The 17,752-nt window shown below is 64.6% G+C and carries 15 protein-coding genes; 5 read left to right on the forward strand and 10 right to left on the reverse strand.

Going from position 1 to position 17,752, the window contains the following annotated elements:
* Positions 1–68 precede the first annotated feature (68 nt).
* Genes AC1D1A_RS13155 through AC1D1A_RS13165 form a run of 3 tightly spaced genes read left to right on the forward strand, consistent with a single transcriptional unit; the run spans position 69 to position 3,192 of the window.
* Positions 69–1,469 carry an MFS transporter gene (locus AC1D1A_RS13155; protein ID WP_476857319.1) on the forward strand — a complete coding sequence of 467 codons (1,401 nt, stop codon included), beginning with the start codon at positions 69–71 and terminating at the stop codon, positions 1,467–1,469.
* A gap of 38 nt (positions 1,470–1,507) precedes the next feature.
* Positions 1,508–1,990: a cation:proton antiporter regulatory subunit gene (locus tag AC1D1A_RS13160; RefSeq protein ID WP_028275382.1), complete on the forward strand. Its 483-nt coding sequence runs from the start codon at positions 1,508–1,510 to the stop codon at positions 1,988–1,990.
* Between the two features lie 5 nt (positions 1,991–1,995).
* Positions 1,996–3,192 (forward strand): cation:proton antiporter, encoded by a 1,197-nt coding sequence (locus AC1D1A_RS13165; protein WP_476947890.1) that lies wholly within the window; start codon positions 1,996–1,998, stop codon positions 3,190–3,192.
* Positions 3,193–3,280: 88 nt separating this feature from the next.
* Here AC1D1A_RS13165 and dcd read toward each other — a convergent pair whose 3' ends face one another.
* The 5 genes from dcd to AC1D1A_RS13190 form a co-directional block, all read right to left on the reverse strand.
* Complete coding sequence (gene dcd / locus AC1D1A_RS13170; protein ID WP_026538211.1) at positions 3,281–3,856, reverse strand: dCTP deaminase; 576 nt, start codon at positions 3,854–3,856, stop codon at positions 3,281–3,283.
* Positions 3,857–3,934: 78 nt separating this feature from the next.
* A complete protein-coding gene (locus tag AC1D1A_RS13175; RefSeq protein ID WP_476887086.1) occupies positions 3,935–4,381 on the reverse strand; it encodes an SRPBCC family protein in 447 nt (148 codons plus the stop codon).
* Positions 4,382–4,615: 234 nt separating this feature from the next.
* The gene (locus AC1D1A_RS13180; protein ID WP_476947891.1) at positions 4,616–6,094 is read right to left on the reverse strand and encodes a tyrosine-protein kinase domain-containing protein; all 1,479 of its coding nucleotides are present in this window, start codon (positions 6,092–6,094) and stop codon (positions 4,616–4,618) included.
* 101 nt (positions 6,095–6,195) lie between these two features.
* Positions 6,196–6,924, reverse strand: coding sequence for a hypothetical protein (locus AC1D1A_RS13185; protein WP_476857315.1), 729 nt, complete (start codon positions 6,922–6,924; stop codon positions 6,196–6,198).
* A 30-nt stretch (positions 6,925–6,954) separates the two neighbouring features.
* The gene (locus AC1D1A_RS13190; protein WP_476947892.1) at positions 6,955–9,879 is read right to left on the reverse strand and encodes a CBM96 family carbohydrate-binding protein; all 2,925 of its coding nucleotides are present in this window, start codon (positions 9,877–9,879) and stop codon (positions 6,955–6,957) included.
* Positions 9,880–10,319: 440 nt separating this feature from the next.
* On the opposite strand from AC1D1A_RS13190, the gene AC1D1A_RS13195 reads away from it, so the two are divergent.
* Positions 10,320–10,772 (forward strand): FAD synthase family protein, encoded by a 453-nt coding sequence (locus AC1D1A_RS13195; RefSeq protein WP_476857313.1) that lies wholly within the window; start codon positions 10,320–10,322, stop codon positions 10,770–10,772.
* A 1-nt stretch (position 10,773) separates the two neighbouring features.
* Positions 10,774–12,252: a glycerophosphodiester phosphodiesterase gene (locus AC1D1A_RS13200; protein WP_476947893.1), complete on the forward strand. Its 1,479-nt coding sequence runs from the start codon at positions 10,774–10,776 to the stop codon at positions 12,250–12,252.
* Positions 12,253–12,298: 46 nt separating this feature from the next.
* Here AC1D1A_RS13200 and AC1D1A_RS13205 read toward each other — a convergent pair whose 3' ends face one another.
* From AC1D1A_RS13205 to AC1D1A_RS13225, 5 genes are read right to left on the reverse strand one after another with little or no spacing between them, the layout of a single operon-like run.
* A complete protein-coding gene (locus AC1D1A_RS13205; RefSeq protein ID WP_476947894.1) occupies positions 12,299–13,573 on the reverse strand; it encodes an MATE family efflux transporter in 1,275 nt (424 codons plus the stop codon).
* Complete coding sequence (locus tag AC1D1A_RS13210) at positions 13,574–14,332, reverse strand: CDP-alcohol phosphatidyltransferase family protein (RefSeq protein ID WP_476857310.1); 759 nt, start codon at positions 14,330–14,332, stop codon at positions 13,574–13,576.
* On the reverse strand, positions 14,329–15,771 hold the full coding sequence (locus AC1D1A_RS13215; protein ID WP_476947895.1) for a hypothetical protein: 1,443 nt from the start codon (positions 15,769–15,771) through the stop codon (positions 14,329–14,331). The genes AC1D1A_RS13210 and AC1D1A_RS13215 overlap by 4 nt, the downstream gene beginning before the upstream one ends.
* Positions 15,755–16,909 (reverse strand): glycosyltransferase, encoded by a 1,155-nt coding sequence (locus tag AC1D1A_RS13220; RefSeq protein ID WP_476947896.1) that lies wholly within the window; start codon positions 16,907–16,909, stop codon positions 15,755–15,757. The genes AC1D1A_RS13215 and AC1D1A_RS13220 overlap by 17 nt, the downstream gene beginning before the upstream one ends.
* The gene (locus tag AC1D1A_RS13225) at positions 16,902–17,750 is read right to left on the reverse strand and encodes a glycosyltransferase family 2 protein (protein WP_223915154.1); all 849 of its coding nucleotides are present in this window, start codon (positions 17,748–17,750) and stop codon (positions 16,902–16,904) included. The genes AC1D1A_RS13220 and AC1D1A_RS13225 overlap by 8 nt, the downstream gene beginning before the upstream one ends.
* Positions 17,751–17,752: the final 2 nt, after the last annotated feature.

A 17,752-nucleotide genomic window follows, 5' to 3' on the forward strand; every position in this document is an offset into this window, starting at 1 on the left:
AACCCTGCCTGGCAAAACCCCCTGCCGCTCCCCCTCGGAGGACGCCCGGGGCGGCTACGATTCTGGCTATGAACACTGCCGCCGCCCCAGAGGCCATGCGCCCCTCGGAACTGGAATCGGGAAGTCCCGTCCCGCACCGTGGCCGGATCCTCGCGTGGGCCTCGTGGGACTGGGGTTCGTCAGCCTTCAATGCCGTCATGACAACGTTCGTTTTCACCGTCTACCTGACCTCCAAGGCATTCGGCGGGGAGGACCAGGCCTCGGCAGTCCTGGGCGCCGCGCTGGCCGTCGCCGGCGTGGCCGTTGCCCTCCTGGCCCCGGTCACCGGGCAGCGCTCGGACACGGGCGGCCGGCGGAAGCTGTGGCTAGGGGTCAACACGGCCGCCGTCGTCGTCCTGACCGGGTTGTGCTTCTTTGTCTTCCCGCGGCCGGACTTCCTGATCCTGGGCGTCACGCTCATAGCGCTGGGCAACGTCTTCTTCGAGTTTGCCGGGGTCAACTACAACGCCATGCTCACCCAGATCTCCACCCCGCGGAACATCGGCAAAGTGAGCGGCTTCGGCTGGGGAATGGGGTATCTCGGCGGCATCGTCGCGCTGCTGGTTGTGCTCCAGCTTTTCGTCCAGCCCAGCGTGAACTGGTTTGGCGCCTCCACCGCGGACAGCCTGAACATCCGGCTGGTGGCGGTGTTTTCGGCCCTGTGGTTCCTCGTCTTCGCACTGCCCGTGCTGTTCGCGGTCCCGGAGCTGCCGCGCTCGGACCGGGGCGCCGGGCTGGGGTTCCTCGCCTCCTACGGCCTGCTCGTCCGGCGCATCAAGGCGATCTACCGGACCAGCCCGCACACCATCTACTTCCTCCTCGCGAGCGCCATCTTCCGGGACGGGCTGGCAGCTGTCTTCACCTTCGGCGGGGTGATCGCGGCCGGCACCTTTGGCTTCGAGCTCAAGGACGTCATCTTCTTCGCGATCTTCGGAAATGTCGTGGCGGCCGCCGGCGCCATCCTCGGCGGCTTCCTGGATGACAGGATCGGGCCGAAGACCGTGATTATCGCGTCTCTGGCCGGCCTGCTGGTCGCGGGTACCGCGATCCTGGTCCTCGGCAACGGCAGTTACATGTTCTTTGGCATGGCCTGGGCCGGGACCACCACGTTCTGGGTCTTCGGCCTGCTGCTGTGCCTCTTCGTGGGGCCGGCCCAGTCGTCCTCCCGCGCCTACCTCGCCAGGCTCGCCCCGCACGGCGAATCCGGCGAGCTCTTCGGCCTCTACGCCACCACGGGCCGGGCCGTAAGCTTCCTCGCCCCCGCGCTCTTCACGCTGTGCATCGCCGTCGCCGCACCCTTCGTAGCGGAGGGCGAGGCCCAGCGCTGGGGCATCCTCGGCATCATGGTGGTGCTGCTCGTGGGCCTGCTCGTGCTCCTGCCGGTCAAGGCCCCCGATCAGACCGAAATCGCGGTGGTCCCCGAGTCCTGAGGCGGCCGAATCAACGGTTCGCGCACTAGGCTGAGGGTATGAACGTGGATGAGACGGACCTCCCCGGCCTCGGCCGGCGCAAGGACTTCATGACTGCCTCCGGACGCCGGATCGGCGTTGTCGAATACCGCGAGGGCCAGACGGAACTCATCGTCTCGACCTGGGACGATCCTGACACCTGCCAGGCCTCTGTCCCGCTGACTGCGGATGAGGCCGCCGCCCTGGGCAACCTCCTGGGCGGCCAGCGCATCGCCATGCAGCTCTCGGAAGCCCACCGGGAAATCCCGGGTATTGTCACGCGCCAGTTTTCGATCAGCGCTGAGTCACCCTTCCAGAACCAGCCGATGGGGAAGGCGTGCATCCGGACCCGGAGCGGGGTCTCGATCGTGGCTATCATGCGCGAAGGCGAGGTCGTGCCCTCCCCGGGACCCGACGTCGTCCTCCACCCCGGTGACCTCCTCGTTGCGGTGGGTACGCAAGAAGGCCTGGACACGGCGGCCGGCATCCTGCGCAACGGATAAGCCGGATGGATCCGCTCGCGCTGACCCTGATCGAGCTGGGGGCCGTCGTCTTCTGCCTCGGCCTGCTGGCCAGATTGGCCGGGCGGATCGGCATGTCCCCCATCCCGCTCTATCTGGTGGGCGGGCTGTTCTTCGGGGCCGGGGGCCTGGTCAAGCTCGAAGGCATGCACGAGTTCGCGCACCTTTCCGGCGAGATCGGCGTAATTCTCCTGCTGCTTATGCTTGGGCTGGAATATACGGCGTCCGAGCTCGTCACCGGCCTGCGGCGGTCCTGGCAGGCCGGCGTCCTGGACCTGCTGCTCAATTTCCTGCCCGGTGCCGGGCTCGCGGTGATGCTGGGATGGGGCGTCGTGGGGGCCATGGTGATGGGCGGCGTCACCTACATTTCATCCTCCGGGATCGCCGCCAAGGTCATCACGGATCTTGGCCGGATCGGCAACCGGGAAACCCCGGTGGTCCTGTCCATCCTGGTGTTCGAGGACCTCGCCATGGCCGTGTACCTGCCGGTCCTGACCGCGACGCTGGCCGGCGTCAGCATCCTGCTGGGGCTGCAGACGGTGGGGATCTCCCTGGCCGTCGTCAGCCTGGTCCTGGTGGTGGCCCTGCGGCACGGACACCACGTGTCCAAGGCCGTGCACAGCGAAAACTCCGAGGTTTTCCTGCTCAACCTGCTGGGCGCTGCACTTCTGGTCGCGGGGCTCGCGGCCGCCATGCAGGTTTCTGCTGCCGTGGGGGCGTTCATGCTCGGCATCGCGATTTCCGGGGCCACGGCCCACAGCGCCACGCGCATCCTGGAGCCGCTCCGGGACCTCTTCGCGGCCATCTTCTTTGTTGTTTTTGGCCTCAACACCGACCCCCGGTCCATCCCCCCGGTCCTGGGCTGGGCCCTGCTGCTGGCCCTGGTGACGGCAGCCACCAAGGTGGTCACCGGGTACTGGGCGGCCAAGCGGGCCGGGATTGGCATTCCCGGCCGCTACCGCGCGGGCGCGGCCCTGATCGCACGCGGCGAGTTCTCGATTGTCATCGCCGGCCTGGCCGTTGCCTCCGGCGTGGTGCCCGCCGATCTGGCAGCCCTCGCCACCGCCTACGTTCTGATCATGGCGATCGTGGGGCCGCTGGCCGCCCGCTTTGTGGAGCCGCTGGTCCGGCACCTGCGCCGTCCGGCACGGCGGCCCGCGTTCCGGACCTCGGGCCCGGCGTAACGCTGCCGCCCTGCGACTCAGCGCACTGGGTGCCTGGCCAGGAGGCTGGCTTGGCTGGCGCGGCCGTCCGGCCTGGCAGCCGTCCCGCCTAGATGTTGGTGAGGTGGAAATTCAGGTGGCTGCGGCTGGCCGTGGGCCCGCGCTGGCCCTGGTAGCGGTTGCCGTATTCCCCCGAACCGTAAGGGTGCTCCGCGGCCGAGGACAGCCGGAAGAAGCACAGCTGGCCGATCTTCATGCCGGGCCAGAGCTTGATGGGCAGCGTGGCCATGTTGGACAGTTCCAGCGTGACGTGGCCGGAGAATCCGGGATCGATGAAACCCGCCGTCGAGTGCGTCAGCAGGCCGAGCCGGCCGAGCGAGGACTTGCCCTCGAGGCGGGCCGCGATGTCATCCGGCAGCGTCACGGTCTCGTACGTGGAGCCAAGGACGAACTCCCCCGGGTGCAGGATGAACGGCTCGCCGGACTCAACTTCCACCAGGCGGGTCAGCTCGGGCTGTTCCTCGGCCGGGTCAATGTGGGCGTATTTGTGGTTGTCGAACAGCCGGAAGAACTTGTCGATCCTGACGTCCACCGAGGACGGCTGGACCATGTCGGGGTCGAAGGGTTCGAGGACAATCCGCTGGGAGTCAATTTCGGTTCGAATGTCGCGGTCAGAGATCAGCACAGGTTCAAAAATACCGCGCGGGGCCCTGCCCGGCTTCATGAACGGGTGCAGCCGCCAAGTGTTACTCCAACAGGGCGTCTATTCCGTAGCGGGCATATCTTCGAGGAGGGACTTGAGCCGCTCGAGTTGGCCGACCTCGGCCTTCATCCGCCGGCGGAAGGGTTTAGTCAGGCGGACAATGAACCCCCTGGGCTCGTAGTTCAGGGCGAATCGGACGCGGGTGCTGGGACCCTCGGTGCTCAGGTAGTAGCCGCCGTGCGGCCGGGCCGGCCCGACGATGACCTGGTACTGGATCTCAGCCCCCGTCCGGGCTTCGACAATTTCGAAGTCTGCGGCCACGGGTCGTCCGCCCGGTCCGGCGACCGTCTGCCGGTACACGGCACCTTTGGCGCCGGCGGCACCGGAGTGTAGTTCCACGCTCCGGACCCCCTCCCGCCAGAGTGGCAGGTGGCCCGGGTCCAGGAGGAAGTTGTACACGCTCATGGCGTCACGGTGGATGACGACGTCGTACTCTGCGAATGCCACGAAAATCCTTGCTTGGCGGACGGCAATGGGCGTAGCCCGCTTCCCCCAACACTGCAGCTAACCAATTCAGGATATTCGCCCGGGCCGCCAGTACCGCGGCGGCTCCAGGTCCTTTACCGAAGAGTTACGGGCCACCCCAGGGCGGTCGTCGCTCATCGCACCGCGGGGCCCGCCAAAGAAGACCCGCCAAAGGGCCCCGCCAAAGGCAGGGCCCGGACAACCCGGCAGTCATCATCAGGTTTCCACACTCGCGAACTTGCCACGGCGAACGTGGGCGGGCCGGAAGGAACCGTCGTCGCGGTTCTCGACGGGAGGGATGCGATCGGGATGTTCGGCGCCGTATCCGGCAACGTACGCCGTGTTGGCGTCGGGGCCCCGACGGGGGATCCTGTTTTGGACGACGCCGAGAATGTTGGCGTCGACAAAATTGAGCTGGTCGATTGCCTTGGCCAGGCTGTGTTGGCTCACCCTCTTCGTTCCGACCACCAGCAACACGCTGTCGGTGCTCTTGGTCAGCACACTGGCGTCGGTGACGGGGAGGATGGGCGGGGAATCGACGATGATCACGTCGAACTTTTTCTGCAACTCCTCCAGAAGTCGGCTCATGGCTGCTGAACCGAGCAGTTCACTGGGATTGGGCGGCAGAGGACCCGAGGCCAGCAGCGCCAAACCGTCGTCGGACCAGTACTGGATGCTGTCGTCGAGGCTGGACGTTCCGACAAGGACAGTGGTGAGTCCGATGCCCCCCTCGATTCCAGTCGCTGAAGCAACTGAGGGAAGACGAAGATCCGCATCCACGAGGATGACCTTCTGGCCGCCCTTGGCGATAGTGACGGCAAGGTTCAGCGCGACCGTGCTCTTCCCCTCCCCCGCTGACGCGGAAGTAACAACGATCGAGCGCATCGGCCGGTTCACACCTGCGAACTGGAGGTTCGTTCGAAGCTTGCGGAACGCCTCCGCGCCCGAACCGCCCAGGACCGAGGGAGGGGCCCCTGGCAGACGGCCGGCAGTCTGTTCAGTGATTCCTGCCAAGAGCGGCAGATCAGTCATCTTGCGCAAATCCGATTCCGTCCGGATGTTGCGGTCCAGGACATGGCGCAATACGGCCGCCGCGATTCCGGCTGCGAGCCCGTACAAAAGGCCCAGGCCGAGGTCCAGCTTCGCGTTGGGGCTCGACGGCTCGGTCGGCGTGGTGGCGTGGTCCACCGGGCTGAGCCGGACCGGGGTCGGCGTTCCGTTCGTGGGCCGCTCCAGGTCAGCGACAGCCGTGATGAGGCTGGCCGCGACGGCGTTGGCGATGTCGGCGCTCCGCTGGGCGGAGCCGTCCCTGGCTTCGATTTCGATGATCACCGTATTGCGCGCGGTGGATGTCTTGATCTTGGCGGCCAAGGCTTCCGGGGTCATGCCGAGGTTGAGCTTGTCGATGACGGGTTGGAGCACGGTCGGTTTCGAGGTGACGTCCACATACGATTGGACGCGCGCCAGTGCGAAGACGCTGCCCTGTTGCAGTTCCGCGGACGTTTCCGAGTTCTGCGTCGAAACGAAAAGGCTCGTCGATGCCGTGTAGGACGTGGGAGTCAGCAAGGATGCCACGCCCGCTAGTATCGTTCCCAGCAACGCCAGGACAGTGATCAGGCGCCAGCTTCGGCGCAAAATAAGCAATTGTTCACGGACGTCCATTGCGGGTCCTTTCACGGGCGGTGGTTGCAGCATTCCAGGCGAAGCGGCGCGGTTTCATGCGGCCAGCCAGGTGTAGCATCCATCCGATACGACGCGGGCGGTGGTTGCTGCATTCCAGGCGAAGCGGCGCGGTTTCATGCGGCCAGCCAGGTGTAGCATCCATCCGACACGACGCGGGCGGTGCCGGCCGGGATGGCGAAGGCCGACGTACCGTTCGATTGCGCAATCGACCCGCCTGCTGCGTCGTAGGCCACCAGTGTGCAGTTCGGGGAGGGATTCCATGCCTCGTACTTACCCACGGAGATTGAACCACCGCCTTCCTTGGGCGCTGCCGCACCGATGGTGAAGTCGCCGTCGGTGAAGCCGCGGCGCGCGGCATCGAGCTCGGGCTGGAGCCCGGGACAGAGATCATTAATGGCAGCGACCACCTCCGCGTCCACCTTCTCGATCAAGTGGGACACCACGGCCTTCTGGTCCGTGGCTTTCACATTTTCCAGTTGGGCGCAGCTTTCCTGTCCGACTTGAAGGACAGCGTTCGGGTCGGTGCCCTGGGGGACCCGTGAAGCGAGATACCGCTGCTCGGGAGGCGCAAAGGTGGGCTTGGGTGCAGCCTGCGGGGCTTGCGCCTCGCCGGAGGCGGCGGGGGTGTTAGCAGGTGCCGCTGTCTTGGCTCCCGTGGCGGGAGCCGAGGGGGAAGCCGCCGGAGGAGCGGCCGGAGCCTCTGAAGCTGAGGCGGACGGGGAGGTTGAGTTGGCGGACGCGGACGTGGCGTTGGGATTTCCGGGGGAGGTGCAACCGGCGGCTGCGAAGACCGCAGCCGCCAGAAGCACCATTCCCAGGGATTTCGAGAGACCGTTATACATGGGATGTTTTCTTTCGAGAGCTATTTTTACTTAGGGATTCGGCTCGAAGTTCAGAACCAGGGCCGGACGTTTGGCAGCAGAGGCTTCCCGCGAGAAGAACCACATGTTGTCGGTTCCAGCGCTCTGCATCGAGAAGTTGATGTCACCTGCGAGCGCTGCCGAGATTGCGGCCGCGTCGAGCGAAATTGAGTACGACGCGTTCGGTGCCGTCGGACCGGTCAGCGTTCCCAGCAAGGTGCTGCTGGTTTGCGGGCGGTTGTTGTAAGTCGTCGTCGCCTCGGACCAGTCACCGGCCATCGCCACCGTCTGCTGCGGATCGGCGGACCCGGCAAAGGAATCCGCGGTAGTTGAGAACTTCAAGGTCGCCGACACGAGGTGCTGGCCCGCAGGAACCTGCGAGGACGCATTGAACCTCATGTAGGTGATGTAAGCCGACGTACCCCTGGTGGCCAAGGTCGTGAAGGACCCTGTTGCGGTATTCGGCGCTCCCGCATTCACGTAGGTGTCGGCGGTCGGTGTCAGCGTGAGCGTGACCGGCTGCGGGAGCGGGACCACCGTTGCGGATGCTTCGTTGGACGGGCCGCTGATGTTGCCGGCCTCGTCGGCGGCGAGAACCTGATAGTAGAACGTTCCGGCCGGACGGCCCGCGTCAGTCCAGCTGAGCGTGCTCCCGTTCACCGTGGCGACGAGGCTGGCTGCTGACGGGGTGAACCCGCTGGTATCGGAACGGTGGACCTGGTATTCCGTAACCCCGACGTTGTCGGTGGTTGCGTTCCAGGAAACGGCCACATCACTGGCAGTTACCGCGGCCGCAACTCCTGTCACGGCCGCGGGAGCTTGTGTGTCGGGGACCGGCTGTCCGATTCCCTTGCCGATGTTGAAGTGATCGGTGACCTGAGCCGCCGAAAGCACCGTCGGGTACACGGCGAACTCGTCGATGGAGCCAGCGAAGTAGTTGCTCGAGGGCCGCAACGGCCAGCTGTTCAGCTGGTCTCCGCCAATCTTCCACGAACCCCAGTAGCCCTGCGCTGCAGTCTGGTTCGGCAGCGCGCCGATCTGGGTTCCATCCACGTAAAGCCGCATGCCGTCGCTGCCCTGCGTCGCCACGGCGTGGTGCCAGGCGTTGTCGTTGTAGGGCAGAACCGAGCTAACCGTCCTTGTGCCGTTGACGTAGACACCGTAGATCAGCGTGCCCGCGTTCGTCATGTAGAGGTTCCGGTCGTAACTGCTGCTTAGTCCGGGATTGGTACCGTGCCGGTTGGGCTGGCCACTGCCGAAGCCGAAGATCTTCCCGCCCCGGGTCGTGTTCGTCTTGAACCACACCTCCGCGCTGTAGACGGTGGGCGCATTGCCCCGATTCTGGCCGTAGGCGAATGCGCTCGTGCCATTGAACGTCGTCGAGCGGCTGGTGTCATTGGCAATGGCTCCGGTGTCGCCGGCAAATGCCGGTCCGCCATAGCTCAGTTCCAGGTTGTTGCCCGCAGAGCTGTCGGCGCCGACCGTCGGACCGTTGCCGTCAAGCCGCCAGTACGTACTGGCACCTGCCCCAAGGACAGCGGCCGGGTAGGCTGCGGTGTTCCTCGCTGTTGTGACGGCCACCGAGGCCGAGAGCGGACCGGTGTTGGTGCCGTCAGTCGCCCGGACGCGGTAGCTGTACTGCGTTCCGGGTACGGCTGTCTTGTCCGTGAAGGACACCTGGCCTGTCGACCACCACAGCGAGCTGGCATTAACAGTTCCCAGCGGGGTCGAAGAGCCGTTCCGGTAGACGCTGTAGCTCAGCTCCGAGTCGTCGTTGTCGAGGCTGGCCCGCCACCGGATCTGGTTTTCGCCGGCCTTGAGGCTTTCCGCGCTGACGTTGCTGGGCGAGGAAGGTGCCACAGTTCCCGGGCCGGGGCCGAACCTGGTCAGGCCCTGCTGGGCGGTGCCGTTGGTGGTGGTGAATTCGCCGGCGACCCAGAGCATGTCGCCCGAACCCCGATTCGTGTGGACGATGGCCCTGGGGCCAATGCCTTCACCAATCCCGTCGTTGGTATCAGGGCTCCACCCCAATTGGGGTGCCGGGGCGTTGACGCTCTGTGCCGTCAGGTGCTGCCGGACGCCGTCTGCCATTTCATTCATGGTCGAGCAGTCGTGCTCGTGGCTGGCGGCGTAGAGGACACCGCCGTAGACGTCCACCGCCTGGGTGGCTCCGAGGCAGGTGTCCCTCCACACCTGGTCATAGGTGTCAAGGCTGAATCGTGCCCGTCCGTCGAAGACGCCGCCTCCGGTGCCCTCGTTGCCGATGTAGAAGTTCTGCCCGTCGTCAACGATGGACTTTGTAAATGACGTGCGCGAGATGAACGTTGCGCCGTATGCCCTTACGTTCGCGCCGGTGTTCGTGTCGACGACGGCGATCGACTGGGATGCCACGCCGTTCACAGTTGCGAAATCGCCACCGAGGACGGCCACGTTGCGGCCGGCGGGGATGTCCAGCGCGCGGGCTGACGCGTTGACGGCCGGCGCCCATGGAAGGAGCGCGCCGTTTGAGTCCATGGCCGCGTAACGGCTGCGGGCCTCGGTCCCGACCGTTTGGAAGTCGCCACCGAAATAGACGGCGGTGTCGGTTGCGGCGATAGTCCGGACTGTGGCCGAGACGATTGCCGGCCGGAAGGTCGTGTCTACCGTGCAGCCAGGAAGCTTGACGGCAGCGATGCGGGTGGTGTTGACGCCGTTGATGGCCCCAAACAGACCGCCCACATAGAGCCGGCTGCCGTCCGGAGTTACCGCCAGGGCACGAACGGTTGTACCTGTGCCGCCCGTCACGGACAAGGCGCAGGAAGTCGGGTTGCCGGTGAACGCGTCGAAGGCCGCGAAGTTCACCGCATTTCTTGACTGGGCGCTGCCGGCGGCGGTGCCAGGAGGCCGGATCTGGGTGAACGTTCCGCCGGCGTAGACAACTCCGTTTGACTGGGCCATGGTCCAGGCAACGCCGTTTGTCTGCCAAGTCGGGAGGGCGTTGGCGGAAAACGCAACTCCCGGAGATAGAGCGAGCGCGGAGCTGCTGGTGGCAATTAACGGCGCCACCGCTAGCGCTATGCCCGCTAGAACAGCTGGGATTTTTTGACGCATGGAGTCCCCCCCGGTTACGTAATCATGAACTTCAGGGCTGAAGCTACCAAGATCAAATCAGCAAAGACCAAGGGCGGGAACGGTTGCTCCTACTAGCTTTTCCACCCCTCCTACTTGTCTTACTAGTCCCGCTACCTGCTTTAGCCGCCCGCCCACGCGTTTCTCCCCAAAGTGCTTTCCGTCAGGCAATAACACCCTCAGCATGGAATTGGGGGGACCAGCCCAGCGCCTCGACGGCCGGCCGGTGCCTATGACCTATTCGGCATTCGTGAAGAATCGAGTTCGTTGTGACTGTTCGTATCGGCTATGCATCCGGTGTCTACGATCTTTTCCATGTCGGGCACCTCAACCTGCTCAAACATGCACGGTTGCACTGCGACTATCTGGTCGCGGGAGTGGCTTCCACTGAAGCGACACTGCTCGTGAAGAACAGAGAGCCTGTCGTGCCTCTTCATGAACGGCTTGAGATCGTCCGGAATATCCGGCTTGTCGACGAGGTGGTGGTCGACAACTACCCGGACAAAGTAGACGCCTGGCATGCCGTTGGCTTCCACGTAATTTTCAAAGGCGATGATTGGCGCGGAACAGAAAAGGGAAACCGCCTCGAAGCCGGCATGCTGGCGCTCGGCGTCGAGGTGGTGTATTTTCCCTACACCGTTCACACCTCCAGCACCCTGCTGCGGCGCGCCCTGAACCTGCTTGATAACGGCCTTGAAGACAACGAGTCATTGAAGGCGTGAAATGCAGGCAAATCGAAGTGCGGGGAAATCAGGAACCGGCACTGGGAATATTCCGGACAATCGCAGAGCGCTCTCCCGGCGCCAGGCCATCTTCCTTGGAGCATCGGGATTATTTCTGGCCGGATGCACGCCCGCTCGTCCGCCTGTTCAAGCTCCACCAATTCACACAGTAGCCACGCTATTCGAAAATGATCGTTTTATTGTGGCTCACCGCGGCTCAGGAGATAACTGGCCGGAACACACTATGCACGCCTATGAGCAGTCGGTGAATTCCGGTGTTCCGGCGCTCGAAGTTTCGGTGAACGCCACCAAGGACGGCGTGCTGGTGTGCCATCACGACCAAAGTGCGCTCAGGGTGACCGGGCAAAACCGCAAGGTCGCGGAACTTACCTATGCCGAGCTCAGCGGCCTCCGGGTCGATGCCCGCGCTTGGCTTGGCCCGTCGACGGCCCTTGAGCCCATTCCGAAGCTACGGGACGTCCTTGACCGGTTCGCGGCTTCGCATGTCATTTTCATCGAAGACAAACAAGGCACGAACACAAGAACGCTTCTTGACCTGATGGACAGCTACCCGAATTCCACCGAGCATTTCATCTGGAAGCAACCGGCCCCCGCCCTCCAGGTTGCGGCAGCCGCCAAGCGCGGCTACAAAACGTGGGGGTACTTCATGCCGGATGCCATTCCCCGTTTGGACGAGCTCGCCGCCGGATTCGATTATCTTGGCGTTTACCACACCGCCGATGACGCGACGGTCCGCAAGGTCGTGGCCTACGGCAAGCCCGTCATCTGCTGGGAAATCCATACCCGTTCCGCTGCCAACCGCGTGACCAGCCTGGGCGTTCAAGGCCTGATGTGCTCAAACATCCCCTATGTGACATCGGCGACCGCGGAATCTCAAGACACGTTCTCGACCGGTTCCCGGGCCGCCGGCGACCTTCCTTGGACTGTGGACCAAGGCTGGGGAGCCCAACCGGTGATCCACGCGGCATCGGCATCAGTAGTGCTGGATAAAAGCGAGAACTTCAGCTACCGGCTGGGTTCAATGGGTCCTGTCACGAAAGAGATCCACAGCATTACGTTCGAAATGTGCTGGCCCCAGGAACTTCCGTCGAACCTTCAGCACGCCGGGATCGCGTTCGGGCAACAGGATGACACCCCCTACCGGGTGTTGGTGCCAAGCAGCGTCGGGGGATATCACCTGATCATTCGGCCGGCTGGAGAGCTGGTCCTGTACCGGCGCGACCCAGGCAATCCCGCCGGCACACGGCTACAGACGATCGCGACGTCACCCGTGAAGCCCGGGGAATGGATGCACTTCAAGATCGACGTTACGCCGTCTTCCATCCGGTTCTCGAGGGTAGACGGCGCCGGCTGGTCAGGAGAGACGATGGACCGGCAGTATCGCGGGGGCTACATCAGTCTCTGCAAGGATTACCCTGCCCCGGTCCCCGTGCAGTTCAGGGGTGTCACGGTCACCTAGACCGGATGCCCGGCAGGGCCGGCCGCCGGCCGCGTTTCTGCCGCGCTCACCGGGCGTCAGCAGCCCGCCGGAGCTCGACTTCCGCCGGATCGGGCCGATGCAACGACGATTCTGTCCGGGAACGGGAACGGGATCTCGACACAACGGTGGCGGCCCCCCCGACGACAACCGCGGCCGCGACTGCCAGCGCAAACGCCCAGGCGGCGCCAACGGTGCCGCCCGCATACGCCAGGGCAAGGGGCAGCACAAGCGTCAGCAGGGCCAGAACTGCCCGCATGAGCGTCGACAGCCTGTTCGCCTGGACGGACCTGTAGTAGGCCAGCAAGACGGTGTAGGGAACCATCGCGACGTATTGCACCAAGTAAGGAAGTCGCAGCCCGGACGCGGCCTCCCAGGACGCGCCGAGCACGAGGGCCCCTATGGAGCCCGGCAGCAGCATGACGGCCGCGCCCCACAGCCCGGCCATGGCTGCCACGACCACAGCCGTTTCGATCAGCCGCATTCGAAAGACCGCAGTGCCCTTGGAGCGCACGAGCTCGGGAATGACAGCCATCTTGATAGCGGAAAAGGCGGTGTTAAGGGGCGAGAACAGCAATTGCGCCGCCCGCAGCGCACCCACGCCAGCAGCACCCAGAGGCAGCGCCAAGAGATACAGCACGACGAAGTTGGACGCGTTGAGCGCTGAAAACTCCCCGAGATAGCGAAGCCCGGGGTTACGGTTGACGCCCAGCCAACGCCTGCCGTCGCGCAGCGAAGGCAGCACCCGCCCCAGCAGGAGTCCCAGGACCAAAGCTGCCGCTGCGCCGCCGCCCCAGCACAGAACGACGGCCCACACGGCTCCGGTGGTGGACGCGACAGCCACCATGGACGTGATCGACAAGACGGCCCACACAGCGTCGATGAGCAGCGCCCGCCATGGACGGTGCTCGCAGATAAACAAATACCGGAGCGTGTCTTGGAGGAGCACGAAGGGCAGGCTCGCGGCGATGACAAACCAGATGAGGCGGGCCGATTGGTCAGCCACTACGGCGCCGGCCAGCAGCAACGGAACGGTGGCGGCTGCGACCAGTACGCTGGCACCCAAAACGCCTCTTCTCACCGGGGCTTTCAGGGAGCCCGCGGCGGAGTATTTGACCAGCATTGTCTCTCCGATAAGCGCACGCTGGGCGCCCAGGAACAGGAGCAACCCCGCATAGCCCAAGGAGAACTGACCGAACTGGCCGGGGGTCGCGACATTGGCCGTAATGGCTACCGCGACGAAGTTCGAGATGCTGGATACGGCCTGATCGCCGAAGGCGACATACCTGCTCAGGCGGGCCATCTAGTCCATCCTTGCCAGGGCACGGGAAAACTTCGCCACATAGGCGGCGCAGAAGACGCAATGGAAGATCGCCAAAGCCGCGTAGCTGGGCAGGAATATGTTGATCCACGGCACTGTCATCAGGGCCAGGCACGTCACGCCGTAGTCGACTGGCAACGTGAGGATTGATCGCTTTATCGACGTTGAGGCATCGTGGCCGGGAGGTGACGGGCGCTGCCCCGCCTGACGGGTCAGCTGATCGAACAGTGCGCCGGCGAAGAAGATTGTGGAGTTGGCGAAAAGGAACACGCCGCACAGCGCGGCCAGCTGCAGCGCCGGAATGGAAGTTGTGCGCAGGAGGAAGCAGAAAACGGCTCCGTGCAGGACGACGATCCGCCCGCTGTCCAGCACGTGGTCGAGCCACTCACCCAATTTTGAGCTCCGTCCCTGGAGCCTTGCCAGCTGCCCGTCTGCGGAGTCGAGGACAAACCCGGCGGCGAGCACTACTCCCACCAGGGCTGAGCCTGCCCCGGTTCCTGCCCCGAGGGCCAGCCACAGCAACGCCCCGTAGGTAAGGAACGCCCCAGCGAAAGTCACCTGGTTTGGCCCGAACCGGGTGTTCCTGAGCGCGGCTGCGACCACCCGGCCGGCCGGCCGGTTGACGTACAGGCAGTACAGGGGCACCCCTTTCTTGCCCTTCTGCGCCAGGCTGAGCTCCCTGAAGGACTGGGCAAAACCGGGCCCTGCGGCATGTGGACGCTCGAGCTTGTCCGTACTCATTTCGTGTCACCTGGCTTTCGTTTGGCGCTCACGCTCAGAACAGCAATGGCCAGGGCGAGGATCAGCAGCCTCCCCATCGACTGCAGCAAAGAGCCGCGGAGCAGGATAAACATGTACCCGGAGAAGATGGCGACGCCCAGATAGCCCACCGATCCGGCGGACAAGGCACCCGCGCCGAAACCGACGTCGAGCCTTCTGCTCAGCAGTCCCAGCAGGGCGAATGTGACCGCCACCCCGAGGACCCCGAAATTGATCCAGGCCTCTGCCCACAGCGGGGACGACAGGTTGACGTTGGCACTGCTCATCCACTGGCCGACCTCAACACCGCTGTCGAGCGGTTTCGTCGGCCAGACGACGCGCGGCACCCAAAACAGCACGGCGCCAAGGAACTGGTACCCCCAGGTCAGTCCCTCATCCCGGGTGAACCCAAGGGTATTCGCGAGCATGCTGAACTGGTCATAGTCCTTGGTCGAGATCATCCGCCACACCGAATCCGTCTGGAGCATGACGCCGGTCCCCGCTGCCCGGCGGGTGATGTCGCTTAGCGGAAAAAGGAAGATCGCCGCCACCACCCCGCCGACGATCGCCAAGTTGAAGAGGGCTTTGCGTGACCCGATGAGCGGCATGACCAAACCGAAAAGCACGGCCAGCGTCCAGTAACGCGAGTTGGAGATCGGGTTGTTCACGACGACATTGAGCACCACCAGGCCGACTATTAAAACGGAGTCAAGCAGGTTGAGGGAACTTCGGAGGACCCGGAATATGTGGATGTAGAAAATGAGCGCCACCAGGCAGGTTACGGAGCCGAAGGCGGAGATGATCGCCCGGGCGGCTTGTCCGCTGTCGGGGCTCACCTGGTCAAGGGCCTGGCTCGCCTCCTGCCGGCTGGCAAAGAACACGCTGATTCCGCCGACCTGAGCCACGTATATCAGCCCGCCCAGGATCGCGGCTGTCGCAAAGATCCTCAGGGTTTCCATGCTCCGCAGCCTGCGCACGGGCGCCGGGCCGCCCAAGTTCTTGAAGAGTCTGAGGTGATAGGCCAGGTCGAAGCTGACGCAGCCAAGAAGAGTGATGGCGGTTGCCGCGGACAAGGTCGAGTCGTCGACCTGGACGGCAAGGATGGTTGACGCGCCGGTCGACAATTGGGCCAGTGGAACCACGCCCAGGCAGACATAGACGAACATCCAGAAGACACCGGCTACCGGTCGCACCTGGTCTTTCCAGAGAATGGCACTCATGCGGAAAGCCGCATAGAGGAGCACCGAATATCGGATGAGGAAGTCAGTATCGCTGTAGGTGGCTTCCGACGTCGACCGCAGGATGAGCGGTATGGCGACGGCAAAACACAAGAAAGTCAGGATCGCCAGCGCCGCGCCGATTCCTGACTTCCTCTCGCCCGGCAGGCTGACCGGGCTCCGGAGGTCACTGCCGGCCAGCATCTATCGCCTCCGCATACAATCCCAGGAGACTTTCCGCGAGGGATTCGGCAGACCAGAGACCCAGGTGCAGCTCACGGGCCTGCGCACTCAGCCGGAGCCGCAGATCCTGGCTGGCCGCCACTGTGGCCATGGCTGCGTGGAAGGCCCCGGCCGTGGGCGCGGCGACAACCGCCGCGCCCGCTTTCTGCAAGGGCGCGGCCAGTCCACATTCCGAGGTCAGGATGATGGGCGTACCCACAGCCGCCGCCTCGATGATCACCATCGGGTAAGGCTCGTGGCGGGCGGGCAAAACGACGGCGGTCGCATGGGACAGCGCCTCCAGCACCTGGGGTTCCGTCAACTCCCCCGGAAGATCGAACCGGTCTCGGAAGCCTGAAGCCTCGATCAAACGGTGCACGCTCTCCAGTTCGCCTTGATCAGGTCCGGCAACCACGAACCGGGCTTCCGATCCCTCCCGCAGGAGGGCAATGGCTGCCTCGACGAACACCGTGGGCTGCTTGCGCGCCGCCAGCCGCGAAACAAACAGAAAGGTGGGGGTCTGCGGGTCTTCCCACACGGTGCCGGGGTCGGCTGTAGCGTTCACCACCCTGCGCATCTTCGTCCTCGGCACGCCGAGGGACTCAAGGTTCTTTTCTTCGGCCTCCGTCAGGGTCAGCCATATTTGCGGCGTCCGCATCGCCCGACGGAAGATCAGCGCATCGAACACCCGCAACCCGCGCGAACGCGGCGCTGCCAGCATGCCGTGGGCCTGCGCGATGACGGGAATGGCAGCACCGCGGAGCACCAGGGCGCTGAAGGTCGTGATGAAGTCGCGGCAGAGGTGCAGCTGGACGACGTCGACCTGGCGGCTCCGGTCCCAAACATGCCTGACGAGGCCAACCCCAATCAGGCCCCTGAGACGCGCGCCCCGGAAAGGGCGCCGGACGCGGAAAATTCTTTCATGCGGTTCCGGGCGAGTGGCCGGCCGGCCGCCGAGCCAGCCCCCGACGAGTTCAACAGCGGCACCGCGGCGCACCAGCGCGGCAGTCTGCATGCGCGCGACCGCCCAGACGCCGCCCGCGACGGCCCCCGGGCCGGCCAGGCCGCCGATCTGCAGCACGCTCAGGGGCGGCCCCGACGATGCGCGATTTTCAGACATGCTCAGCCAGCCGGCTGCCGTTTTGCTGTAGCTCGCGGGTCTTCAGGCCGATCTGCCAGTAGTACGTGGCCAGGGCGACGGCGTAGTCCATGCCGGCCCGTCCGTCCAGGAAGCCGCCCCGGACGATGTAGCTGTAGACCCAGAAGGCAACTGGTTTGAACGGGACGACATCAAAGCGCTGGCCTTGCAGGCTTTTCGACGAGCGCACCGAGCGCCGCATGGCCGGGTCGGCATGGATGTAGGCCTCCCAGTCGGAGTACTTGTTGTGCCTGTCGAACCAGGTGCGGACCGGATCCAGATCGTGGTGTGCCAGCAGGCCCGCCGTGCGTCCCACCTCACCTGTCGCCTCTGGCTGGTAATGCACTTCCAGCTCTGTCATCACCGGGAGATTCACCAAACCAGTGTCCTCATAGCGGTTGAAGCCCCGCTTCAACAGCGAACGCTTGACCACCCGGTGGCCGTGTTTGAGAACCTTGCCGGCGAAGTGATAGGAGATGGGGATGTCGAAAGCCACACGGCGTTCCAGCGGATCCGAGACGATCACGGCGATTTCCTCGATCAGTTCCCGGCTCGGAAATTCGTCGGCGTCAAGGAACAGGATCCACGGGTGGCGCGTCGGCGCATGTTCAAGCTGCCACTGCTTCTTCTGCGGGTAGGCCCCGTTCCAGGTGAAGTTGATAACGGTCGCACCGCCGGCGGCGGCAAGTTCCGCGGTCCGGTCGGCGCTGTTTGAATCGACCACGATGACCTCGTCAAAGTCGCTCAGTGCCGCCAGGCACCTCTCGATGCTCGCCTCTTCATTTTTCGTCTGAATCAGGACCGAAGCTGGTATCTTCTGCATTC

It is taken from the genome of Arthrobacter sp. P1_B9 (genome assembly GCF_056406495.1).